This window comes from Arthrobacter sp. 05T420, assembly GCF_056396305.1.
On the sequence record NZ_JBFTLG010000008.1, the window covers coordinates 58,173 to 80,315 of the forward strand.

The window sequence follows — 22,143 nt, forward strand, 5'->3', positions numbered from 1 at the left end:
TGGGCTGCCGAACGCAACGCGGGGTCAGCTACGGCCCATCAGAGGGCTCCGGATGGGCCGTATCTGACCCCGCGTTGCTTTGGTCAGCTGTCGGTGTCGCTGCCTTCGTCCGGCGTGAGGCGGCGTTTGGCCATCAGGCCCAGGGCCACCAAAATGCCGACCCCCACGGCAACAAAGATCATGACGCTCCAGGGAAACTGCTCCGATCCAGCCGGCGCAGGGGCGGGCGCCGGGGTAGTGCCCGGCTGGGCGGTGCCCATCGTCGGGACTGCGGCAGCCGACGTCGGGCCTGCTGCGGCCGCCGTCGCGGTGAAGGTGAAGCTGCCCTCGATGGGGTGGCCGTCGGAACTAGCCACCCGCCAGTGCACGGTGTACTGACCGGCAGGGGCGCCGGACTTCAGCTTCTGCGCGGCGACGTTGTCCACGATCGCCACGGGGCCGTCCGCCCAGTTGGCGCCCGTGGCGTCGTTGACCAGGATCTGCGATCCCAGGGCGAGCGGATTGTGGTTGAAAGTGACCGAAACCTGCTCCGGCGGGGCCGCGACGGTTGCTCCGGAAGCCGGGCTGGTGGACTCCGCTGTGTCGTGCGCCGACGCCGGGCTCACGGCTCCCAGCAGGACGGCCACGAGGACGAAGGCGCCCAGCAGGGCACTAAGAAGCTGGCGGATACGGCGCATGGGCGGGCTACTCCTAGTGTTGGCTTCCTTACAGACTAGGCGAAAACGCACGGTTGGCCGCTGGACGCCAAATAGGATATATGCAACACCCATTACTCCCGGAGGACTAATGCAAGACCTAATGCTCAAGCAAGGCTTCGCACTCGACCGGTATTTCAAGGTCTCCGAGCGGGGGTCGAACTTCTCGCGCGAGATCCGCGGAGGTTTCGCCACGTTCTTCGCCATGAGCTACATCGTGGTGCTGAACCCGCTGATCCTCTCCGGGCCGGACTCCACGGGCGCGACCCTCGGCTTCCCCGCCGTCGCGGCCGTCACCGCCTTCGTGGCCGGCATCCTCACCATCCTGATGGGCGCCTGGGCCAAGCATCCCTTCGCCCTGGCCACCGGGCTCGGCGTCAACGCGTTCGTCGCCGTCACCGTGGCCACGAACCCCGGACTGTCCTGGCCGGACATGATGGGCCTGGTGATGCTCTCGGGCATCACCATGCTGATCCTGGTCCTCACCGGTTTCCGGACGGCTGTGTTCAAGGCCGTTCCCGAGGGGCTGAAGACGGCGATCGTGGTGGGCATCGGCCTGTTCATCGCCTTGATCGGGCTCGTCAACGCGGGCTTCGTGCGCCGCATCCCGGACGTCGCCGGCACCACCGTTCCGGTCGGCCTGGGCTTCGACGGCAAGCTCCTGGGCTGGCCCACGCTGGTGTTTGTCTTCGGCCTGGTCCTGACCATCGCGCTCGTGGTCCGCAAGGTCAAGGGCGCCATCCTGATCGGCATCGTCGCCTCCACCATCCTGTCTGTGATCCTGGAATCCACCCTGCACATCGGACCCAGCTTTGACGGCACGAACCACAACCCCCAGGGCTGGTCCCTCGTGGCCCCGACGTTCTCCAAGTGGGCGGCCCCGGACCTGTCCCTGATCGGCCAGGCCAACCCGTTCGGCGCCTTTGAGCACCTGGGCTTCGTCGCGGCGAGCTTGCTGGCGTTCGTGATCCTGCTCAGCATCTTCTTCGATGCCATGGGGACGATGGTGGGCCTGGCCACCGAGGCCGGCACCATCGACAAGGACGGCAACATCCCCAACGTCGACCGCGTGCTGCAGGTGGACGCCCTGGGTGCGATCATCGGCGGCGGCGCCTCGGTTTCGTCGAACCAGATCTACGTCGAATCCGGTGCCGGCATCGGCGAAGGCGCACGCACCGGCCTGGCTTCCGTCGTCACCGGCCTGCTGTTCCTCGTGGCCATGTTCTTCACCCCGCTGATCAACCTCGTGCCGTTCGAGGCCGTGGCCCCCGCGCTCGTGATCGTCGGGTTCATGATGGTCTCCCAGGTGGGCAAGATCGACTGGCAGGACTGGGGCATCGCGATCCCGGCCTTCCTGACGTTCACCCTCATGCCGTTCACCTACTCCATCGCCAACGGCCTGGGCGCGGGTTTCATCAGCTTCGTGCTGATCCGCCTGTTCCAGGGCCGGGCCCGCGAGGTGCACCCGCTCATGTGGGTCGTGGCGGCCGCCTTCCTGCTGTTCTTCGCGATCGGCCCGATCGAGGCCGCCCTCGGGATTCACTAAGTCCCGCTCCCCCGGTCCCGCCCGCCGAGACGGCACTTCGCGGCAGTGTTTTCTGAAAACACTGCCGCGAAGTGCCGTCTCGGCGGTATTTAAGAGCATTTTCCGGGATTCCGGACAGCCCCACCGCGGCGTTGCTGGTATTCCGGTCCGGGCTGCGGTGAGCTAGGGGCATGGTTTCTCCCGCGCTCCCCGTTGATGTCCCGCCGCAGCCCTGGACCGGCCGGTTCGACGGTGACGGCGACGAGCACCGGCGCTGGTGGCAGGCCGTGAGCCCCTACCCTCCCCGCACGGCTCCGGCGGCTGGCCCCGGTCCGCGCCCCGCCGTCATCCTCGGCTTCGGCAGCGACGCCGGGGTGCGGCGCAACAAGGGCCGGACCGGCGCCGCGGCCGCCCCCGCCGCCATCAGGGCCGCGCTCGGCCCGCTAGCCTTCCACCTGTCGCGGGGCGTGCACGACGCCGGTGACGTCACCGTGGCCGGGGACGCGCTGGAGGCGGGGCAGGCACGTGCCGGGCTCGCCATCACCAGGCTGCTCGACGCCGGCAAGCTCCCCGTGGTGTTGGGCGGCGGTCACGAGACCGCCTTTGCCAGTTACCTCGGCGTGGCCGGATCGGCGGCCGTGCGCGAGGGCCTCACGGTGGGCGTGCTGAACCTCGATGCGCACTTCGACCTCCGCGACGAGGCCGTGCCCAGTTCCGGCACCCCGTTCCTGCAGATGGCCCGCGCGGAAGCCGTCGCCGGCCGCGAACTGCGCTACGCCGTCGTCGGGATTTCCGAGCCGAACAACACCCGGGCGCTGTTCCGGACGGCAGAGGAGCTCGGTGTGGACTACCTGCTGGACGAGGGCTGCTCGGCGGAGGCCGCGCAAGCGTTTGTGGCGGCGTTCCTGGCCCAGGTGGACGCGCTCTACCTGACCATCGACCTGGACGTGCTGCCGGCCTCGGTGGCCCCCGGGGTGAGCGCTCCGGCCGCCTATGGTGTGCCGCTGCCGGTGATCAGCGCCGTGTGCCGGCAGGTGGCCGCGAGCGGGAAGCTCATGCATCTGGATATCGCCGAGCTGAACCCGGAGTTTGATATCGATGCCCGCACCGCCAAGGTGGCCGCACGGCTGGTCAATACGCTGCTCGCGTAGGCTGGGGCGCCGTTAGCCCTCCCGCAGGCGGGGGGCCCAGGCGCTTCCATCCGTGCGATCGCCTGCACATTGCGATCGCCTGCACATTGCGATCGCCTGCACATGGGGCCATGGCCCTGAAACGCAGAAAGTCCCCGCCGCGGCGGGGACTTTCTAGTGAAACGGATCTAACTGCGGCGCACCTGCACGCCGTCGGACTGCAGGAAAAGCTGCGTCTCGGACGGCCCGGCGGGGACCAACCAGAGCACATTTCCGCTCAGTGAGACTTCTTCGACCTCACCGGCTGCAATGACCTGTGCGTGCTTGACGATTTCGACGCGTTCGCCGACCCGGAGGCCGCTCCAGTCGGAAACCGTAGCTGCGGATGCAAGGCGTCTGGACAGTACCGTGCCGCGTGCTTTCATAGAACTTTTACCCCTTTGTATGTGTTCTCTGCCACAACTTCATTGGTGTGACTTTCCATTTGTACTACAGTTCCCGGGCCCCCGCCTTCCGTGTCGCCAAAGATTTCGGGGACGCCGGGAATTGTTCAGCTGTAGTGCATTTTGTTTCTTCTCAGGCGAGATTTCCGACGGCGGATTCGGCCGCCGTGCGGACCTTGCCCGACGCCACCAGCTGGTCCGCCGCTTCAAGCTCCGGCGACAGGAACCGGTCGGTGCCCGGGCCGTCGACGACGGCGCGTAGCGCGGCGATCACGGCCGCGCCCGCAGGCCCCGGCGTGAGTTCGCCGCCGGAGAGCTGGGTGCGGATGTCCAGCGCCCGGGCCGAGGTCACCAATTCGATCGCCAGGACGCGGCGCAGGTTCTCGACCGCCCGGCGGAGCTTGCGGGCCGCGTGCCAGCCCATGGAGACGTGGTCCTCCTGCATCGCGGAGCTCGGGATCGAGTCCACCGACGCCGGCACGGCCAGCCGTTTGTTGTCCGAGACCAGCCCGGCCTGCGTGTACTGGGCGATCATGAGGCCCGAGTCGACACCGGGGTCCGCGGCCAGGAAGGCCGGCAGCCCGTGTGAGCGGGCCGGGTCCAGCATCCGGTCGGTCCGGCGTTCGGCGATGGAGCTCAGGTCCGCGACGGCGATCGCGAGGAAGTCCAGCACGTAGGCCACCGGGGCGCCGTGGAAGTTGCCGTTGGAGCTGACCCGGCCGTCGGGCAGGACCACTGGGTTGTCGATCGCTGCGGCCAGCTCGCGGGAGGCGACCATGGCCGCGTGGTCCACGGTGTCGCGGACGGCGCCGGCCACCTGGGGTGCGCAGCGCAGCGAGTAGGCGTCCTGGACCTTGGTGTCGTTGATCCGGTGCGAGGCCACGATCGGCGAGTCGGACAGCACGCGGAGCATGTTGTCGGCGGACGCAGCCTGGCCCGGGTGCGGGCGCAGCGCTGCGTGCAGCTCGGGCAGGAACACCTGGTCGGTGCCAAGCAGCGCCTCGACGCTGAGCGCGGCGGTGATGTCCGCCGTCGTGAGCAGCTGGCGGATGTCCGCGATGGCCATCAGCAGCATGCCGAGCATGCCCTCGGTGCCATTGACCAGGGCCAGGCCCTCCTTTTCGGCGAGGGTGACGGGTGCGATTCCGTGTGCGGCGAGGAGCTCGGCGACGCTGCGGCCGCCCTTGGCGCCATACAGCTCTCCGTCCGGGCCGGTCGCTTCGCCTTCGCCCATGAGGACCAGGGCGCAGTGCGAGAGCGGCGCGAGGTCACCGGAGCAGCCGAGCGAGCCGAATTCGCGGACCACCGGGGTGATGCCGGCGTTGAGCACGTCCACCATGGTCTGCAGAACGACGGGGCGGACGCCGGTCCGGCCGGAGGCCAGGGTCTTGGCGCGCAGGAACATGATGCCGCGGACCACTTCGCGTTCCACGGCCGGGCCCATGCCGGCGGCGTGGCTGCGGATCAGGGATTTCTGCAGCTGGGTGCGCAGCTCGTTGGGGATGTGCCGGTTGGCCAGCGCCCCGAAGCCGGTGGAGATGCCGTAGGCGGGGACCTCGCTGTGGGCGAGGTCGTCGATGTGGGCGCGGACCTTGGCGACGGCGTCGAGGGCGTCCTGGGCGATGGTCACGTGGGCGTCGTGGCGGGCGACGGCGACGACGTCCTCGGGGGTCACGCCGCTGGTGCCGAGGGTGACGGTGAGCGGTGAGTGAGTGGTGATGGTCATAGTGAAGTCCTACTTTTCATCTGCGGAGTCTGTGGACTCCTGCATGGGGATGCGGACGCCGCGTTCCTTGGCGACCTCGACTGCGCGGTCGTAGCCGGCGTCGGCGTGGCGGATGACGCCCATGCCGGGGTCGTTGGTGAGGAGGCGTTCGAGTTTCTGCGCGGCGAGGTCGGTGCCGTCGGCGACGGAGACCTGCCCGGCGTGGATGGAGCGGCCGATCCCGACGCCGCCGCCGTGGTGCAGGGACACCCAGGTGGCGCCGGAGGCTGTGTTGAGCAGGGCGTTGAGCAGCGGCCAGTCGGCGATCGCGTCGGAGCCGTCGGCCATGGCCTCGGTTTCGCGGTACGGGGAGGCGACGGAGCCGGAGTCGAGGTGGTCACGGCCGATCACGATGGGCGCCTTGACTTTGCCTTCCTTGACGAGCTGGTTGAACAGCAGGCCGGCCTTGGCGCGTTCGCCGTAGCCGAGCCAGCAGATGCGGGCCGGCAGGCCCTCGAACTCGACGCGCTCCTGTGCTGCGTCGATCCAGCGGTGCAGGTGCTTGTTCTCGGGGAAGAGCTCCTTGATGGCCTTGTCCGTGACGGCGATGTCCTCGGGGTCGCCGGAGAGTGCCACCCAGCGGAACGGGCCCAGGCCCTCGCAGAACAGCGGGCGGATGTAGGCCGGGACGAAGCCCGGGAATTCGAAGGCGCGGTTGTAGCCGCCCTTGCGGGCCTCGTCGCGGATGGAGTTGCCGTAGTCGAAGACCTCGGCGCCGGCGTCCTGGAACTCGACCATGGCCTGGACGTGCTTGGCCATCGAGGCCTGGGCCTTCTTGGTGAAGCCTTCGGGGTCGGCGGCGGCCTCGCGGTGCCATTCCTCGACCGTGATGCCCTCGGGCAGGTAGCTCAGGGGGTCGTGAGCGGAGGTCTGGTCCGTGACGATGTCGACGGTGAGCTCGCCGGCGTTGTGGCGGCGCAGGATCTCGGGGAAGACCTCGGCGGCGTTGCCGACGTAGCCCACGGACCAGCCGCGGCGCTCTTCCTTGGCTGCCAGGACCTTGGCGATCGCGGTGTCGAGGTCCGTTTCGACCTCGTCGAGGTAGCGCTTGCCGGCCCGGCGGCGCAGGTGGCTTTCGTCGACGTCGACAATCAGGCAGGCGCCGTCGTTCAGCGTGACGGCGAGCGGCTGGGCGCCGCCCATGCCCCCGCAGCCGCCGGTGAGGGTCAGGGTGCCGGCGAGGGTGCCGTTCTCGTCCCCGGTGAGTTTGCGGGCGATCGCCGCGAAGGTCTCGAAGGTGCCCTGCAGGATGCCCTGGGTGCCGATGTAGATCCAGGACCCGGCGGTCATCTGGCCGTACATCATCAGGCCCTCGGCCTCGAGCCGGCGGAACTCGGGCCAGTTGGCCCAGTCGCCGACGAGGTTGGAGTTGGCCAGCAGCACGCGCGGAGCCCATTCGTTGGTGCGGAAGACGCCGACCGGCTTGCCGGACTGGACCAGCAGGGTCTCGTCCCTTTCCATGGTTTCCAGGGTGCGGGTGATCGCGTCGAACGCGGCCCAGGACCGGACGGCGCGGCCGGTGCCGCCGTAGACCACCAGGTCATCGGGGCGCTCGGCGACCTCGGGGTCGAGGTTGTTCATGAGCATGCGCAGCGGGGCTTCCGTCTGCCAGCTCTTGGCGGTGAGCTCGGTGCCGCGGGCTGCTTTGACCGGGCGGGCACCGGTGGTGAAATCGGCGGGTGCCATGAGGATCTCCTTTGTGGCTGGATGTGTTGCTGGAGGGTGTCTGTGCTGGATGTTGTCTGTGTGGGATGAATCGGGAGGAATGAGGTTCTGTATCAACTAAAGCCCCTTCGCGGCCGTGGAAACAGGCCCATCGAGGGGGTGCTGTCCGGGATTCCAGACCCTCCCCCTCCCCCCGTTGCGCTCTCCCTTCCGGTGGCTAAAACGGGCGAATGGCAGCCCAGGGTGATAGAGCAACCGGGTTTGGATGGAGTGGGTGCGGGGTCAGGCGGGGCGGCCGTGGATCCGGACCGAGAGCTCGTCGGCGACCTTCTGGACCCGGGCGGCCAGGACGGGCCACTGGTCCGGGGGCAGCTTGTCCTCGAGGAAGGTCACGGCGACGGCGGCGGTGGGCCACCCCACGTGGTCGGTCACGGCGGCGGCGATCGAGCCGAAGCCGGGGGTCACCTCGCCGTGTTCGGTGGCGTAGCCGCGCTGCCGGACCTGGTCCAGATGGGAGGACAGTGCGGAGTACTTCATGATGGGCGATTCGGTTTCGTGCCGGGCGGTGAACGCGGCAGCGTTCGGGTACAGCGCCCGCACCTGGGACTTCGGCAGCGCGGCGAGGATGGCCCGCCCGCTGGCGGTCAGATGGCTGGGCAGCCGGACGCCGACGTCGGTCACCAGGGACGGCCGGTTCTTGGCCCGCTCCTCCACGATGTAGAGCACGTCGCGGCCGTGCAGCACCGCGAGATGCGCGCTTTCGCCGATCACGTCCACCAGCGAGGCGAGCATCGGCCGGCCCAGCCGGGACAGCGGCTCCTGCCGGGAATAGGCCGAGCTGAGCTCGAAGGCGCTGATGCCCAGGCCGTAGCGCTGCTCCTCATGCAGATGGAGCACGAAGCCGTTCGCTTCCATCACTCCGAGCAGGTGGTAGACGCTGGAGCGCGGAAGTCCCAGCGCGGTGGCAATGTTCGACGCCGCCATCGGTCCGCGCCGGGAGGCCAGCAGCTTGAGGATGCGCAGGGTGTTCTCGGCCGCAGGTACCTTCGACGCCGCCTTGGTGCCCGCGGTCCGGTGGACGGTTTTGGGCGCAGGCGTGCCGGCGGTGGACTGTGCTGCGGGCGCGTCGGGAACTGAGGGCGAGTCAGGCGCCGCAGACGCGTAGGGTGCGTCAGGCGCGTCCGGCTCTGCTGGCGCAGTCGCGGCGGCATGGCTCGCGGCGGCGGGGCTCACGGCGGTGCTGGTGGGTGGCATGGATCCTCTTCAGGGTCGGGTGGTGTCCGGTATCCCGTACTTAAGCATGCGCCCGGCGCCGGACAACTGACAGCCTCACCCAGGAAGCAGTGTCTGGCATACCGGACACTGCGCGGCTGCCAGCGTACGGGCCTTCTGCCCCTAGCGCGGCCCGGCGGCCGGTGTTCCGATGATCCGGGGGCGCTGGCTGCCACGCGGTACCCCCACTTGACCAGTCCATCGCCGGATACCCCCGGACTCTCCCGGAGGGACGGCAAAGGAGGGAAGGCAAGGACATGGACTCAGCGCTGTCGGGCAGGGTCGCCCTCGTCGCCGGGGCCACACGTGGCGCGGGCCGCGGCACCGCCGTCGCCCTCGGCGAGGCTGGAGCGGTGGTGTACTGCACCGGGCGCAGCACCTCCCGCCGCCGCTCCGACTACAACCGGCCGGAGACGATCGAGGAGACCTCCGATCTGGTCAGCGCCGCCGGCGGCACAGGGATCGCCGTCGCCGTCGATCACCGCCAGGCTTCCGAAGTGGAAGCCCTCGTGCAGCGAATCGATGCCGAGCAGGGCCGGCTGGACATCCTCGTGAACGACATCTGGGGCGGAGAAGACCTCATTGAGTGGAACACTTCGCTCTGGGCCCACGATCTCGATGCCGGGCTCCAGATGCTCCACCTTGGAGTCGACACCCACCTCATTACGAGCCATTTCGCGCTCCCGCTGCTCACCCGCCGCCCCGGCGGCCTGGTGGTGGAGATGACCGATGGCACCCGCGAGTACAACGCGCAGCGCTACCGGGTGTCCGTGTTTTACGACCTTGTCAAGACCGCGGTGCTCCGCCTGGCGTTCAGCCAGGCCGAGGAGCTGAAGCCCTCCGGGTGCACGGCCCTGGCACTGACGCCCGGCTGGATGCGCTCCGAGATGATGCTCGAACATTTCGGCGTTACTGAGGCAAACTGGCGGGAGGCAGCCGGCACCCAACCGCACTTTGCCGCGATCTCGGAAAGCCCACTGTTCGTCGGGCGTGCGGTCGCGGCCCTGGCGGCAGACCCCAACGTGATCAGCCGCACGGGCGGATCCTATTCCTCCGGCGCGCTGGCGCGCGCGTACGGTTTCACCGACACCGACGGCTCGCAGCCGGACTGCTGGAGATACCTGGTGGAGGTCCAGGAGGCCGGGCTCGACGCCGATGCCGATGGCTACCGCTGAGTGCGGCGGCACAAGGTCCGGCCCGGGCGCAAGGACTACGATCTGGAGCATGAAGCAGACGTGGGAGCCATCCCAGAAAGGCGTCCTGGTTCTTCCGTCCGGCCGGAGCGTCCGCGGCCGCGGGCTGCACTATGCGCTGCCGGAGGGCCCGCTTCCGGAATTCGGTCTCTACCTGCTGGGCAAACGGCCGCCCCGGGTGGACTGGGAGTCCAGGTGGCTGCTCTGGCCCGACCTGCGGCTGCCTGCCGACGAGAAGGACGCCCTCGACGCCTTCCGGGAGGCCTGGCGCCGGGCCGAGACGGAACGGGTTGAAGTGGCCTGCTGGCGCGGCATCGGCAGGACCGGAACCGCGCTGGCCTGCATCGCCGTCCTGGATGGAGTCCCGCCCGCCCAAGCGGTGTCCTACGTCCGCCGCAAGTACCGGTGGCGGACGGTGGAGACCCCGGGGCAGCGGCGGTATGTCGCCCGCTTCCACGGGTAAACGCCGCAGGCAAGGCTCAAACGGAGACGTTCAAACGGCCACGCTCACACGGCAAGGCTCAAACGGTGACGACGGCCTTGCCGAGGAGGTGGCCGTCGCGCAGGTCCCGGATTGCCGCCGGCGCATCCGCCAGGGCATAGCATTTGCCGATCACCGGGGTCACCGCGCCGGCCTCAATGAGCCCGGTCAGGAACCGGAGGTCCGCCGCGCGTTCCGCGGACATGACGCCCGTGAGCCGCTGGCGGACAAACACGGAGAGCAATGCCGCGCCGAGTGAGCGTCCAATGCCGCCGGCCAGCCGCCCTCCGCCTTCCCCGCCGACGATCGCGAGGGTTCCCTTCGGCTTGAGCGCCCGACGGAGAACGGAGACCGGGCGGTTGCCGGCGGTGTCGACAATGAGGTCGAACTGCCTGGCCCCGTCCGCGAAATCGTCATGCTTGTAGTCAATGACGTGGTCCGCGCCGATCGAACGGACAAGATCGGTTTTCGCGGTACTGCACACCCCCGTCACCTGCGCCCCGAACGCCTTGGCGAGCTGCACCGCGAACGCGCCGACACCGCCGGCCGCACCGACGACAAGCACCTCCTGCCCGGCCTGGACCCTTCCGGCATCCCGAAGCGCCTGGAGGGCCGTGACCGCGGAGATCGGGACGGCAGCGGCCTGCTCGAAACTGAGGTTCTTCGGCTTCAGCGCGAGCCGGCCTTCCTTGGCGCACGCGTATTCGGCGAAGGATCCCTCGCAGGTGCCGTACACCTCATCGCCAGTCCGAAAGCCGACGACGTTCCGGCCAACAGCCTCTACCCGGCCCGCCACGGCCCGGCCCCGGATGCGGGTCTTGGGTTTCCTGAGCCCGTAGCCAACTGCGCGGGTCAGGTACGGAAGGCCCGTCATGAGGTGCCAGACGCCCTGATCGACGCCGGCGGCCCGGACCCGGATCAACACGTCGTCATCGCCGGGGACCGGGGCTTCGACGTCGCGCAGTTCCAGCACTTCAACGGAACCATAAACGTCCTGAACGATCGCTTTCATGGTGCTTCTCCTTCAAGGTCGGGGTACTGGAAGACGTCATCGAGCGGAACTCTAAGAACGTGGGCAATCTGGAACGCCAGCTCAAGCGAGGGCGAGTAGCGGCCCTGTTCGATGGCGATAACCGTCTGGCGGGTCACGCCGATACGTTCGGCGAGCTCCGCCTGGGTCAGCTCGCCGTTTTCGAAGCGCAGGCGCCGGATGGAGTTCGTGACCCGTGTCGGCTTCACCACGGCTGGAAGCCCTTGCGGTAGGCCACCACCTTGGCCACGGATCCCAGGATCGCCGAAAGGACGAAGGCCAGGTAGATGACGTTGGCGATCCAGAAGTGGTCGAGCTTGGCCATGGCCAGGAGGAGCGCCGCCACGGCCCCCGCGACAAGGAAGGACTGGCCGATGTACTCGCCGAAGCGGTAGATCTCCTTGTCCCGCTGGTCCTTCATGCCGGCGTCCCTGGCGGACAAGGCCCTGATCACTATGTGGAGCACGATCGAAAGGCCGATCGAGGCGCCGACCGTCCACAGCAGCGGCGCCACATACGGCACTTCCGCGAGCGGCATGGTGCCGGCCAGGCCAAAAACGACGACGAGGTACACGGCGTAGGTTGCGGCCGCAAGCACCCCCATGATCCAGGCACTCTTCTCTTCAAATGACATCTGCCACTCCCGGACATCCAACACTATGTAAAACAAACCCGACATCATCAAAGTAAAGAAAACCTGACATGGTGTCAAGAGTTTTCGACTTTCTTGAGATTCGGGTTCGACGGCGACCGCGGCCGGCGCCGCCCGTCCGGCGTCGGCCGCACAGTCTGAAATCAAAGACACGAAGTTCCCGTGAGACTCATCACAGCACGGCCGGACATGGTCTGCTGGATAGCGATCCCCCTCCCAATGACGAGAAGGTATTCGCATGCAACAAGCCCACACCGCCACGAAGCCGGCACCTGACGAAGCAGGCACCGGCCGCACCGTCACCGCCGTCGGCGCAGCCGTCGACTCAGTTCTCAGCCGGGGGCTCAACGTCCGCCACATCCGCTTCATGGCGCTGGGATCGGCGATCGGAACGGGGCTGTTCTATGGCTCGGCCTCCGCCATCCAGAAGGCCGGGCCCGCCGTCCTGCTCGCCTACATGATCGGCGGCGCAGCAGTCTTCATGGTGATGCGCGCCCTGGGTGAAATGGCCGTGCGGCATCCGGTGTCCGGGTCCTTCGGCCAGTACGCGAGCCGCTACCTGGGCCCGCTGGCCGGCTTCGTGACCGGCTGGACCTATGTCTTCGAGATGGCGATCGTTGCCATTGCGGATGTCACGGCCTTCAGTATCTATATGGGATTCTGGTTCCCCGGCGTGGAGCGCTGGGTGTGGATCCTGGCCATCATCTTCTTCCTGGCGGCCCTGAACCTGCTCAGCGTCAAGGTGTTCGGTGAGCTGGAATTCTGGTTCTCCCTGATCAAGGTGGCGGCCATCATCGCCATGATCGCGGGCGGCGCGGCGATCATCGTCTTCGGCTTCCAGGCCGGCGGCGCCACCGTGGCGCCCGGGCTCGGCCACCTCGTGGACCACGGGGGCCTGTTCCCCAACGGGTTCGAAGGGCTCCTGGCCTCCTTCGCCGTCGTGATGTTCGCGTTTGGCGGCATTGAGACCCTCGGCATCACCGCCGGCGAGGCCGCCGATCCGAAAAAGGTCATCCCCAAGGCCGTCAACACCGTTCCCGTCCGGGTCCTGCTGTTCTATGTGCTGACCCTCGGCGTGCTGATGAGCCTGTTCCCGTGGGACGAAATCGGCAGCAACGGCAGCCCCTTCGTGCAGATCTTCAGCGGCCTGGGCATCCCGGCCGCACCCCACATCCTCAACGCCGTGGTGATCACAGCCGCACTCTCGGCCGTCAACAGCGACATCTTCGGCGCCGGCCGGATCCTCTTCGGCCTGGCCCGGCAGGGCCACGCCCCGGCCAGCTTCGGCAAGGTTTCCCGCCACGGTGTGCCGTGGATGACCGTGGTGATGATGACCGGCATCCTGCTGGTGGGAGTGGTCCTGAACGCCGTGATCCCGGAGGACGTCTTCCTGCTGATCGCCTCGATCGCCACCTTCGCCACCGTGTGGGTCTGGGCCATGATCCTGGCCTCCCATGTCGCCATGAAACGCGAGATCGCCCGCAAGTCCCTGCCGGCGTCGGAGTTCCCCTCACCGTGGTGGCCCGCCGCTTCCGTGCTGACCATCGCATTCATGGCCCTCGTGATCGTGATTCTTGGCGTCTTCGAGGACACCCGCGTGGCGCTGTATGTGGGCGCCGTTTGGCTCGGCGTCCTGGTACTCGCCTACCGGCTCTGGGTCCGCGGTCACGGCCGGGCACGGGCGGAACTGGTGGATGAGACGGCCCAGCTCCCGCAGGTTCCCGCCGGGCGGTAACGGTGCCACCCCCTCCCGCAGCGCTGCCGGGAGCGCCCCCGCGGGGTTAAGATCAGGCATGGTCCCCACTACCAACCTCTTGGCCTTTGCCCTCGCCTCCCTCGTGCTGATCGCCGTCCCGGGGCCCAGCGTGCTGTTCGTGATCGGACGGACCCTGGCCCTGGGACGCAGGGGCGGGCTGTTGAGCGTCCTGGGGAACGCGGCCGGGGAGGTGGTCCAGATCGCCGCCGTTGCCCTGGGCGTCGGAGTGGTGCTGGCGCAGTCGGTGCTGCTGTTCAGCGTGGTGAAATTCGCGGGGGCCGCCTACCTTGTCTACCTCGGGATCCAGGCGATCAGGCACCGCGGCGCCGGGCCGGCGACGGCGTCCTCCTCGGCCCCGTCCTCGACCGCCCGCGTACTCCGTGAGGGCTTCATTGTGGGCGCGACAAACCCCAAGTCGATTGTGTTCTTCGTGGCCGTGCTTCCGCAGTTCGTGGACTATTCCGGGGGCGCGATTCCGGTGCAGCTCGGAATGCTGGGGGCCATCTTCTTGCTGATTGCCCTGGTCTCAGACAGTACGTGGTCCCTCGCGGCGGGAACGGCCCGGCACTGGTTTGCCCGCTCCCCCCGGCGGATCGCCGCGCTCAGCACCACCGGCGGTGTGATGATGATCGGGCTGGGCGGCACTCTGGCCCTCGTGGGCAACAAGAACTAGCTCCAGCAGCACAACGCGGGGTCAGATACGGCCATTAATGGCCTCCGAATGGGCCGTATCTGACCCCGCGTTGGTTGAGCGGCGGTGGACTAGCGGGCGGACCAGCCGCCGTCCATTGTGTAGCTGGCGCCGGTGACCATGCCGGCGTCCTCGGATGCCAGCCACGCCACCAGGGACGCTACTTCCTCGGGCTCCACCAGCCGCTTGACCGCCGATTCCGTCAGCATGATCTTGGCGAGCACCTCGGACTCCGGGATGCCATGCACCTTGGCCTGGTCCGCGATCTGCGCCTCCACCAGGGGTGTCCGGACGTAGCCGGGGTTGATGCAGTTGGACGTGACTCCGTGCGCCCCGCCTTCGAGTGCGGTCACCTTGCTCAGGCCTTCCAGCCCATGCTTGGCCGAGACGTACGCGCTCTTGAACGGCGAGGCCCGCAGTCCGTGCACGGAGGACAGGTTGATGATCCGGCCAAAGTTGTTGGCGTACATGTGTGGCAACGCGGCCCGGATCAGCAGGAAAGGCGCCTCGAGCATGAGGGTGATGATCCGGCGGAAGTCGGCCGGGTCGAACTCCTCAATGGGACTGATGCGTTGAATTCCGGCGTTGTTGACCAGGATGTCGCAGTCCAGGCTGAGCGTCTGGAGGGATTCAACGTCAAGGAAGTTGACGGCCCACGCAGTGCCGCCGACCTCGTCGGCGAGCGCTGCTGCGGCGGACTCGTCCACGTCCGCGATCACCACTTTGGCCCCTCGTGCCGCCAGGGCGCGGACGCTGGCTGCGCCGATCCCGCCGGCGCCGCCGGTGACCAGGGCCTTGCGTCCGTTCAGCGTGTGTTCCATAACTCAGCCTTCCATATCAATAAATTCGATGAGGCGGCCGGCTCCAGCGTGGCTGGAGCCGGCCCAAACTCAAGCAGCTCAGTAACTAAGGCTGCCAGTTTCTCAGGCAGCTCAGTGACGCAAGCAGATCAGCGCATGGCTGCTACGGGCAGGCCTTCGCGTTCGGCGTCGGCCCGGTCCACGTCCTCCAGTGCGATGCCCTTGGTTTCCTTCAGGCTCAGCACTGCCACAGTGGTGATGGCGCAGGCGACCACCAGGTAGATCGCGGTGGGCAGCCAGGAGCCGGTGTCCTTGAGCCACTGGGTGGCCAGGAGCGGCGCCAGCGAACCGGCGAAGATCGAGGTGACCTGCGAGCCAAGGGAGACCCCGGCGTAGCGCATCCGGGTCGGGAACAGCTCCGACATGAGGGCCGGCTGGCCTGCATACATGAAGGCGTGCAGGCACAGGCCGATCGTGACGGCCAGGACGATGATCACCGGATTGCGGGTATCGAACATCGGGAAGGCGAAGAACGGCCAGGTGGCACCGGTGATGGCACCGACAAGGTAGACCGGCTTCCGGCCCCAGCTGTCCACGAGGCGCCCGACCTGCGGTATGACCAGGAAGTGGATGACGTGGGCGATCAGCAGGGCCAGCAGTAGTGAGGAGGTGTCGTACTTGTGGACGGACTTCAGGTAGACGATCGCGAAGCTGACCACGAGGTAGTACATGATGTTCTCCGCGAACCGGAGGCCCATGGCCTGCAGGATGCCCTTGGGGTACTTGCGGATGACTTCGCGGACGCCGTAGCTGGCAGACTGTTCCTCTTCCAGCTGGGCCTTGGCCTCGAGGAAGATGGGCGATTCGGAGACGTGGGTGCGGATGTAGTAACCGACGAACACGATCACGGCGGAGAGCCAGAACGCCACGCGCCAGCCCCAGCTGAGGAAGTCGGCGGAGCTGAGCACGTTGGACATGATGAACAGGACCAGGGTGGCCAGCAGGTTGCCCACGGGAACGGCGGCCTGGGGCCAGCTGGACCAGAAGCCGCGGGACTTATTGGGGCTGTGCTCGGCGACGAGCAGAACTGCGCCGCCCCATTCGCCGCCGAGGGCGAAGCCCTGGATGAAGCGCAGGAAGACCAGCAGCGCAGGCGCCAGGTAGCCGAGGGTGGCGAAGCCCGGGAGGCAGCCCATCAGGAAGGTGGAGACCCCGATGATGACGATGGTGAGCTGCAGGGTGGGCTTGCGGCCGAGCTTGTCGCCGATCTGGCCGAAGACAATGCCACCGAGCGGGCGGGCCACGAAGCCGACGGCATAGGTCAGGAACGCCTGGATGATGCCGTCCAGTTCGTTGCCGGTGGGCGGAAAGAAGTACTTGCCGAACACCAGGGTCGCGGCGGTGGCATAGAGGAAGAATTCGTACCACTCGACGACGGTTCCCACCATCGATGCTGCGACGATTTTCTTGAGCCCGGAACCCTTGGATGCGGGTGCTGAGGGCGTTGTTGCAGAGCGTTCGTTTACGCTCATCCGGTTCTCCTTTAGTGTCCACGGTGACACGTGCTGTGATGCACAGCACTGAAATGGCTCCATTGAGTATTGCCGCAGACTCCCGGCGATTCAATGGCCAAAGCGGCACCCAGTATGTGCAGAATTGCAGATATGAACGCCAATCCCGATGACCTGCTGGTCCTGCTCGCGGTGTCCCGTTCGGCGAAATTTACGACGGCGGCCCAGACTCTCGGACTGAACCACACCACCGTCTCCCGCCGGATCGCCGCGCTGGAGAAGGCCCTCGGCGGCCGTGTGCTCTCGCGCGCCTCCGGCGGGTGGGAGCTCACCGAGCTAGGCGCCGAGGCCGTGCGGGTGGCCGAGCAGGTCGAGAGTGCCGTACGCACCCTGGAGCAGCCGGGGCACACCCCGGACCCCATCACCGGCGTCGTCCGGATGACCGCCACGGACGGCTTCAGCGCCTACATCGCCGCCCCGGCCGTGGCCCGGCTCCGCCGCGACCATCCCGGCCTGAGCGTGGAGATCATCACCGTGACGCGCAGGGCTCTCCAGCAGCGATCCGGCCTGGACATCGAGGTGGTGGTCGGTGAGCCGCAGGTGCACCGGGCGGAGGCCGCGCAGCTCGGGGAGTACATGCTGGGAATGTATGCCTCCCGCGGCTACCTGGCCGAGTACGGTAGCCCGGCCACCGTGGAGGAGCTGACCGCGCACTCGCTGGTCTATTTCGTCGATTCGATGCTGCAGGTGGACGATCTGGACGCCCCGCGGCGGCTGGTGCCCACCATGCGGGACGGGCTGAGCTCCACCAACGTCTTTGTCCATGTGGAGGCCACCCGCGCCGGCGCCGGGATCGGGTTCCTGCCCTGCTTCGCGGCCGACCTGCATCCGGACCTTGTCCGGCTGCTTCCCGAGGACTTCGCGGAGCTGCTCCCCTATTGGATGGTGCTCCGGCCCGATTCGATGCGCCGGCCGGCGGTGGCGGCCCTCGTGCAGGCTTTGAGGGAGCAGACCGCAGCCCACCGCGATGCCCTGCTGGGGCGGGCAGGAACCACATCGGTTGCTCCGTAGCCGCCGTTATGGGGCCGCAAAAGGGCCGCTACGGAGCAGTCGGCGATGCAGCCGGCGTCTCAGCCGGGGCGTCAGTCGGCGATGCAGCCGGGGTGTCAGTCGGCGATGCAGCCGGGGCGGAACCTGCCGGGTCGTGGCGGACGGCGGCGCCGGCCGCGAACGCCCGCACCTTCGCGTCGTTCCAGATGTGGGCCGGTACCGCACCGCCGAGCAGGCGACGCGCGAGGCCGGGATCGTCGTCGAACGGGAGGTCGCTGCCGGCCATGATCATGTTGCCGAAGCGCCGGCCCTTGAGCATGGCCGGATCCGCGATGATCACGGTGTGGGCAAAGGCGTCTGCGATGGTGGCGGCGTCTTCGCGGGCATTCCGGAGGTCCGGGGCGTCGCCGGAGTTCACCACATAGATCCCGCCGGGTGCCAGGACGCTCTTGGCGTGCTCGGCAAATTCCCGGGTGGTAAGCGGCCGCGGTGTCAGCGAGCCGGCGAAGACGTCGCGGATAATCAGGTCCCGGGTCTGCGGGGTCAGGCTCTCGGTGACTTCCCTGGCCTCCCCCACGCGCAGCCGCAGCAGCGGCGCCTTGGGCAGATCGAACCAGCCCCGGACATAGTCGGCGAGCTTGCCGTCCAGCTCCACCACCACTTGGCGGGCGTCCGGATAGGCGGCGTGGAAATAGCGGGCCAGTGAGCAGGCTCCCCCGCCAAGGTGCAGGGCGCGCAGCTTGGGCTTTGAATCGCGCGGCCAGCGCGACTCCACAAGGGCAGCGATCCAGCGCATGTACTCGAAGTCCAGGAACAACGGGTCCGCGAGGTCAATGTGCGAGCTCATGACTCCGTTGATGCGCAGGAGCCAGCCGGTGGAATTGTCCTGGTCCGGGATCAGCTCGCAGTCCCCGGTGTCGATGTAATACACCCCGGCCACAGGACCGGCCTGCCGGGTACCCTTGGGCACTTCCACCACCCCGGCCTCGGCGGTTCCGGCGCCCCGGCCCCTGCCCCGCTTGGCCATCAGCTATCCCCTGCATTGTGCATCTTTCAACCCTAGTTCACCGGCAGAGGTACCCCCGGCCCCGGTTCGCCGGATCGAATGCCCCGCACCGCCGGCGGCAGGCCGTCCGTAAGCCGTCCGCGGCCCGTCCGCGGGACCAAAGCCTCTACCCATTCCGGGACCGCAGGGTTGTACTGGGGCTGCACATACTGCCGGGCGAAGGGGTGCGTCCGCCGAGCCGGGAGGAAAAATGTCGGCACCCGCAGGGCAGCAGGGCGGCATCGTGGCGGTCGGTTACGGCGGGTCCGAGGCCGCCCAAATCGCCGTTCGCTGGGCCGCCGGCTACGCGGCCGCCGCAGGGCTGAGCCTCCGGGTGGTCCACGCCTGGGTGTGGCCCGTCTTCACCAAGAACCTGGGCCCCGTCAAAGGCGTGGCCGGCAGCGGGCTACGGCACTCCGCTGAAGCCATCCTCGCCGAAGGCCTCGAACTGGCCCGCGCCGCCCTCGAAGCGGCCGGGGCGGCGCCGTCCGGCGTCCAGCGTGCCGTTGCCGATGCTGCCGATCCCGAAAATGCGCCGGAACACGCGGGGCCCGCCGTCGACGGCGTCATGGAGGCCGGCCTCCCGGCACCGGTCCTGCGCGAAGCGGCCCGGGACGCACGGCTGCTGGTGGTCGGCAGCCGTGGCCTTGGCGCCGTCCTGGACCAGGTGGCCGGCTCGGTCTGCATTGCGCTGGCTGGCTCGGCACCCTGTCCGGTGATGGTGATCCGGCGCCCGCGCCGCCCGCACCACCCCATCGTGGTGGGAGTTGATGCCTCGCCCCGCAGCCCAGCCACCGTGGCCGAGGCCATCGGGCTGGCCGAAGTCTTCGGAGCCCCGCTGCAGCTCGTCCACGTGGATCCGCTCCGGGCCGGGGCACGGGAGGAGCACGGCCGCCACGCAAGGCTCCACGGCCAGGAAGTCCTGGACCAGGCCGTCGCCGAGGCCCGCGGGCTGGCATCCGGTCTGGACGTTTCCGGGGCCCTGCGCGAGGGCCATGCCGCCCGGGGACTGCTTGACGCCGCGGACGACGCCGACGTCCTGGTGCTCGGGACCCACAACCCCTCGGCTGGGCCCGGCAACACGGTCTCCGCAGTCCTGCACAAGGCGCGCTGCAACGTGCTGGTTACCCGCTAGCCGCCGCGAACGTAACCGATTCGGACCTGCGGGAGCTGCAGAAAGGAGGCCGCGGTGCGAGCCTGGAACGTTGGACGTCCGGGGCCCATGTCCGGCGGGCCCCTCGTGGCCGCCGACTTCCCGGATCCTGTGCCGGGACGCGGAGAGGTCCTGCTGAAGGTGCGGGTCTGCGGTGTGTGTCGCACGGACTTGCACCTGGCCGAGGGCGACCTCGCGCCGAAGAACCCCGGGATCATCCCGGGCCACGAGGTGGTGGGTGAGGTAATCGGGAAAGGCCCGGGGGCGGCCAGGTTCGGCCTGGGCGAACGGGTAGGGGTTCCCTGGCTGGGCGGCACCTGCGGCGCCTGCCGGTTCTGTGTGCGCGGCCAGGAAAACCTATGCTTTACCCCAACTTTTACAGGCTGGGACCGCGACGGCGGGTACGCCGAGCTCATCACGGTGGCGGAGAATTTCGCCTACCGGATCCCGGACGCGTTCAGCGACGAGGAGGCCGCGCCGCTGCTGTGCGCAGGCATCATCGGCTACCGTGCCCTGAGCCGGGCGGAGCTGCCGATCGGCGGCCGGCTGGGCATCTATGGCTTCGGCGGTTCCGCGCATCTGGCCGCCCAGATCGCCATGTACCGGGGTGCCTGCGTGTACGTCATGACCCGGTCCACGGAGGCGCGCAAACTGGCCCTGGATCTGGGCGCGACGTTCGCCGGCGGGGCCGAGGAGCAGCCGCCGGATCCCCTTGATTCCGCGATCCTCTTTGCCCCCGCAGGCGGGCTGGTGCCGGTTGCGCTCCGTGCCCTGGACCGTGGCGGGACGCTCGCCATCGCGGGCATCCACCTGAGCGACATTCCGCCTTTGAACTACACCGACGAGCTCTTCCAAGAGCGCCAGCTACGCAGCGTCACGGCCAACACCAGGGCCGACGGGGAGGAGTTTTTCCGGATCGCCGCCGAGATCCCGCTCCGTCCCACCACGGTGGCGTATCCGTTCTCGGCCGCGGACCAGGCTCTCAGGGACCTGGCCGAGGACCGGATCACCGGGGCGGCCGTCCTGCACATGGAGTAGGCCTTGGGCCCAGGCGGTCTGCACCGCCGCCGCCCGCCGCCGCCGCCCGGCCCCGCCGCCGCCGTCGAAATCGCCGGAAGCGTGCGGGCTCGCCGGAACGTTCCGGCGATGTGGCAGGTTCCCGGCGAACTCGCGGCGGCTGGGGGCGGCGGGGCCACTGCGGCGCGTCGGATGGGGCGGCCGAGCGGCACTAACTAGTCGCCGGCAGCGTTGATCCCGAACTCGCTCTTCAGCCGCACGCGGGCGCCGCGTTCCACCAGTGTGGGTATGTATGTCCTGATCCGGCCGGCGTTCAGGGCGTCGAATTCCTCGCTGACGATCCCCGCGATGTGAATCCTCGGAACGTGCGGAAACCTGGCAGCCAAGCGGTCGACAACCTGATCAATGCTGGAGGATTCTTTCGCATCGTCCATCACTCTTTCAGTGTGGAGCGGGCCGGTTCCGGCGTCAATGAATCCTCAGCCGGCAGGCGGCAGCATGTGGCCAAGGCTCCGCAGGTACGTGCCAAAGCCGTGCGGTGCCCGGGCGTGGGTCCGGCCGGAAGTCATGACCCGGGTGCTGTCCGTCGCCGTGACCGTGAAGGCTCGGCTGCGGAGGCTGTGCACCAGCGTCCGGTCCTCTTCGGACGTGATCCGCGCGAACCCGCCGGCCGCCAGATAGGCCGAAGCCCGGACTCCGAAGTTCGCGCCGTAGATGTGGGGATGGTCCTCGGTGAAGGGGTGTCGTTCGCGCCAGCGCCGGAGCAGTTCAGGGTCCATCCCGGCGGGATCCGGTTCCACGGATCCCAGCACAGCGTCAGCCCCGGCTTCGGCGAACTCAAGCTGGCGCACCAGCCAGTTCTCCGGCACCCTGGAATCGGCGTCGGTGTTGGCCAGCCAGGTTTGGCGGGCCCAGGGCGGCGGCGTCCAACGCTGGCCGGGCGGCCGCTGCCGGGGCACGCCGATGCCCGAGGCCCGGACACCCGCGGCTCGGCTGGCGCCGGCGCTGCGGTAGCTGACCTCCAGGGCGCTGATACGCGGGTCCGTGGCGGCGTAGCCAGCCGTGATGGCGGCGGAGCCGTCCGTGCAGCTATCCAGCACCACCGTCACGCGGGTGTCGACGTCGGGCCGGACCCGGTGCAGGGCGTCCGCGGACCGCTGAACGGCCAGCAGCGCCTGCCCAAGGTGGTCTTCTTCGTCATGCGCGGGCATGACGACGGCGACCCGTTCGATCCGGTGCCCACGCGGGAGCGGCAACGCCGCCATCCGG

At 68.4% G+C, this 22,143-nt stretch carries 22 protein-coding genes; 9 read left to right on the forward strand and 13 right to left on the reverse strand.

The window, feature by feature from the left end:
• Positions 1–83 precede the first annotated feature (83 nt).
• Positions 84–677, reverse strand: coding sequence for a copper resistance CopC family protein (locus tag AC1DEM_RS09580; protein ID WP_476884137.1), 594 nt, complete (start codon positions 675–677; stop codon positions 84–86).
• 121 nt (positions 678–798) lie between these two features.
• Here AC1DEM_RS09580 and AC1DEM_RS09585 point away from each other — a divergent pair, with 121 nt between their 5' ends.
• Both AC1DEM_RS09585 and hutG read left to right on the forward strand, forming a co-directional pair.
• On the forward strand, positions 799–2,241 hold the full coding sequence (locus AC1DEM_RS09585) for an NCS2 family permease (RefSeq protein ID WP_476884244.1): 1,443 nt from the start codon (positions 799–801) through the stop codon (positions 2,239–2,241).
• Positions 2,242–2,411: 170 nt separating this feature from the next.
• Positions 2,412–3,371: a formimidoylglutamase gene (gene hutG, locus AC1DEM_RS09590; protein WP_476884138.1), complete on the forward strand. Its 960-nt coding sequence runs from the start codon at positions 2,412–2,414 to the stop codon at positions 3,369–3,371.
• 167 nt (positions 3,372–3,538) lie between these two features.
• Here hutG and AC1DEM_RS09595 read toward each other — a convergent pair whose 3' ends face one another.
• From AC1DEM_RS09595 to AC1DEM_RS09610, 4 genes are all read right to left on the reverse strand, one after another.
• Entirely contained in the window at positions 3,539–3,775 is a 237-nt protein-coding gene (locus AC1DEM_RS09595; protein ID WP_091562768.1) for a hypothetical protein, read from the reverse strand.
• A gap of 151 nt (positions 3,776–3,926) precedes the next feature.
• Positions 3,927–5,519, reverse strand: a complete 1,593-nt coding sequence (gene hutH / locus AC1DEM_RS09600) for a histidine ammonia-lyase (protein ID WP_476884139.1) — start codon at positions 5,517–5,519, stop codon at positions 3,927–3,929.
• A 9-nt stretch (positions 5,520–5,528) separates the two neighbouring features.
• Positions 5,529–7,244, reverse strand: a complete 1,716-nt coding sequence (locus AC1DEM_RS09605) for a urocanate hydratase (RefSeq protein ID WP_476884140.1) — start codon at positions 7,242–7,244, stop codon at positions 5,529–5,531.
• A 261-nt stretch (positions 7,245–7,505) separates the two neighbouring features.
• Entirely contained in the window at positions 7,506–8,477 is a 972-nt protein-coding gene (locus AC1DEM_RS09610) for an IclR family transcriptional regulator (RefSeq protein WP_476884141.1), read from the reverse strand.
• Positions 8,478–8,752: 275 nt separating this feature from the next.
• Between AC1DEM_RS09610 and AC1DEM_RS09615 the strand changes: the two genes are divergently transcribed.
• Both AC1DEM_RS09615 and AC1DEM_RS09620 read left to right on the forward strand, forming a co-directional pair.
• Positions 8,753–9,670 carry an SDR family oxidoreductase gene (locus AC1DEM_RS09615; RefSeq protein WP_476884142.1) on the forward strand — a complete coding sequence of 306 codons (918 nt, stop codon included), beginning with the start codon at positions 8,753–8,755 and terminating at the stop codon, positions 9,668–9,670.
• A 49-nt stretch (positions 9,671–9,719) separates the two neighbouring features.
• On the forward strand, positions 9,720–10,151 hold the full coding sequence (locus tag AC1DEM_RS09620) for a protein-tyrosine phosphatase family protein (RefSeq protein WP_476884143.1): 432 nt from the start codon (positions 9,720–9,722) through the stop codon (positions 10,149–10,151).
• Positions 10,152–10,209: 58 nt separating this feature from the next.
• Here the strand turns inward: AC1DEM_RS09620 and AC1DEM_RS09625 are convergent, their stop codons facing one another.
• From AC1DEM_RS09625 to AC1DEM_RS09635, 3 genes are read right to left on the reverse strand one after another with little or no spacing between them, the layout of a single operon-like run.
• Entirely contained in the window at positions 10,210–11,181 is a 972-nt protein-coding gene (locus AC1DEM_RS09625; protein WP_476884144.1) for an NAD(P)-dependent alcohol dehydrogenase, read from the reverse strand.
• A complete protein-coding gene (locus AC1DEM_RS09630; RefSeq protein WP_476884145.1) occupies positions 11,178–11,411 on the reverse strand; it encodes a helix-turn-helix transcriptional regulator in 234 nt (77 codons plus the stop codon). Before AC1DEM_RS09630 ends, AC1DEM_RS09625 begins: the two co-directional genes overlap by 4 nt.
• Positions 11,405–11,833, reverse strand: coding sequence for a hypothetical protein (locus tag AC1DEM_RS09635; protein WP_476884146.1), 429 nt, complete (start codon positions 11,831–11,833; stop codon positions 11,405–11,407). The genes AC1DEM_RS09630 and AC1DEM_RS09635 overlap by 7 nt, the downstream gene beginning before the upstream one ends.
• A gap of 256 nt (positions 11,834–12,089) precedes the next feature.
• On the opposite strand from AC1DEM_RS09635, the gene AC1DEM_RS09640 reads away from it, so the two are divergent.
• Together AC1DEM_RS09640 and AC1DEM_RS09645 are read left to right on the forward strand one after the other, a co-directional pair.
• Positions 12,090–13,586: an amino acid permease gene (locus AC1DEM_RS09640; protein ID WP_476884147.1), complete on the forward strand. Its 1,497-nt coding sequence runs from the start codon at positions 12,090–12,092 to the stop codon at positions 13,584–13,586.
• A 58-nt stretch (positions 13,587–13,644) separates the two neighbouring features.
• Positions 13,645–14,280 (forward strand): LysE family translocator, encoded by a 636-nt coding sequence (locus AC1DEM_RS09645; RefSeq protein ID WP_476884148.1) that lies wholly within the window; start codon positions 13,645–13,647, stop codon positions 14,278–14,280.
• A gap of 89 nt (positions 14,281–14,369) precedes the next feature.
• Here the strand turns inward: AC1DEM_RS09645 and AC1DEM_RS09650 are convergent, their stop codons facing one another.
• A complete protein-coding gene (locus tag AC1DEM_RS09650) occupies positions 14,370–15,119 on the reverse strand; it encodes a 3-hydroxybutyrate dehydrogenase (RefSeq protein ID WP_476884149.1) in 750 nt (249 codons plus the stop codon).
• 128 nt (positions 15,120–15,247) lie between these two features.
• Positions 15,248–16,630 carry an MFS transporter gene (locus tag AC1DEM_RS09655; protein WP_476884150.1) on the reverse strand — a complete coding sequence of 461 codons (1,383 nt, stop codon included), beginning with the start codon at positions 16,628–16,630 and terminating at the stop codon, positions 15,248–15,250.
• Positions 16,631–16,762: 132 nt separating this feature from the next.
• On the opposite strand from AC1DEM_RS09655, the gene AC1DEM_RS09660 reads away from it, so the two are divergent.
• Positions 16,763–17,680, forward strand: coding sequence for a LysR family transcriptional regulator (locus AC1DEM_RS09660; protein WP_476884151.1), 918 nt, complete (start codon positions 16,763–16,765; stop codon positions 17,678–17,680).
• A gap of 28 nt (positions 17,681–17,708) precedes the next feature.
• Here the strand turns inward: AC1DEM_RS09660 and AC1DEM_RS09665 are convergent, their stop codons facing one another.
• On the reverse strand, positions 17,709–18,686 hold the full coding sequence (locus AC1DEM_RS09665) for a fused MFS/spermidine synthase (RefSeq protein ID WP_476884152.1): 978 nt from the start codon (positions 18,684–18,686) through the stop codon (positions 17,709–17,711).
• Between the two features lie 229 nt (positions 18,687–18,915).
• Between AC1DEM_RS09665 and AC1DEM_RS09670 the strand changes: the two genes are divergently transcribed.
• Entirely contained in the window at positions 18,916–19,839 is a 924-nt protein-coding gene (locus AC1DEM_RS09670) for a universal stress protein (RefSeq protein ID WP_476884153.1), read from the forward strand.
• 54 nt (positions 19,840–19,893) lie between these two features.
• Positions 19,894–20,895, forward strand: a complete 1,002-nt coding sequence (locus AC1DEM_RS09675; protein WP_476884154.1) for a zinc-dependent alcohol dehydrogenase family protein — start codon at positions 19,894–19,896, stop codon at positions 20,893–20,895.
• 194 nt (positions 20,896–21,089) lie between these two features.
• Here the strand turns inward: AC1DEM_RS09675 and AC1DEM_RS09680 are convergent, their stop codons facing one another.
• Positions 21,090–21,308, reverse strand: coding sequence for a three-helix bundle dimerization domain-containing protein (locus tag AC1DEM_RS09680; protein WP_476884155.1), 219 nt, complete (start codon positions 21,306–21,308; stop codon positions 21,090–21,092).
• Between the two features lie 45 nt (positions 21,309–21,353).
• A complete protein-coding gene (locus tag AC1DEM_RS09685) occupies positions 21,354–22,139 on the reverse strand; it encodes a glycosyltransferase family 2 protein (protein WP_476884156.1) in 786 nt (261 codons plus the stop codon).
• Between the last annotated feature and the right edge of the window lie 4 nt (positions 22,140–22,143).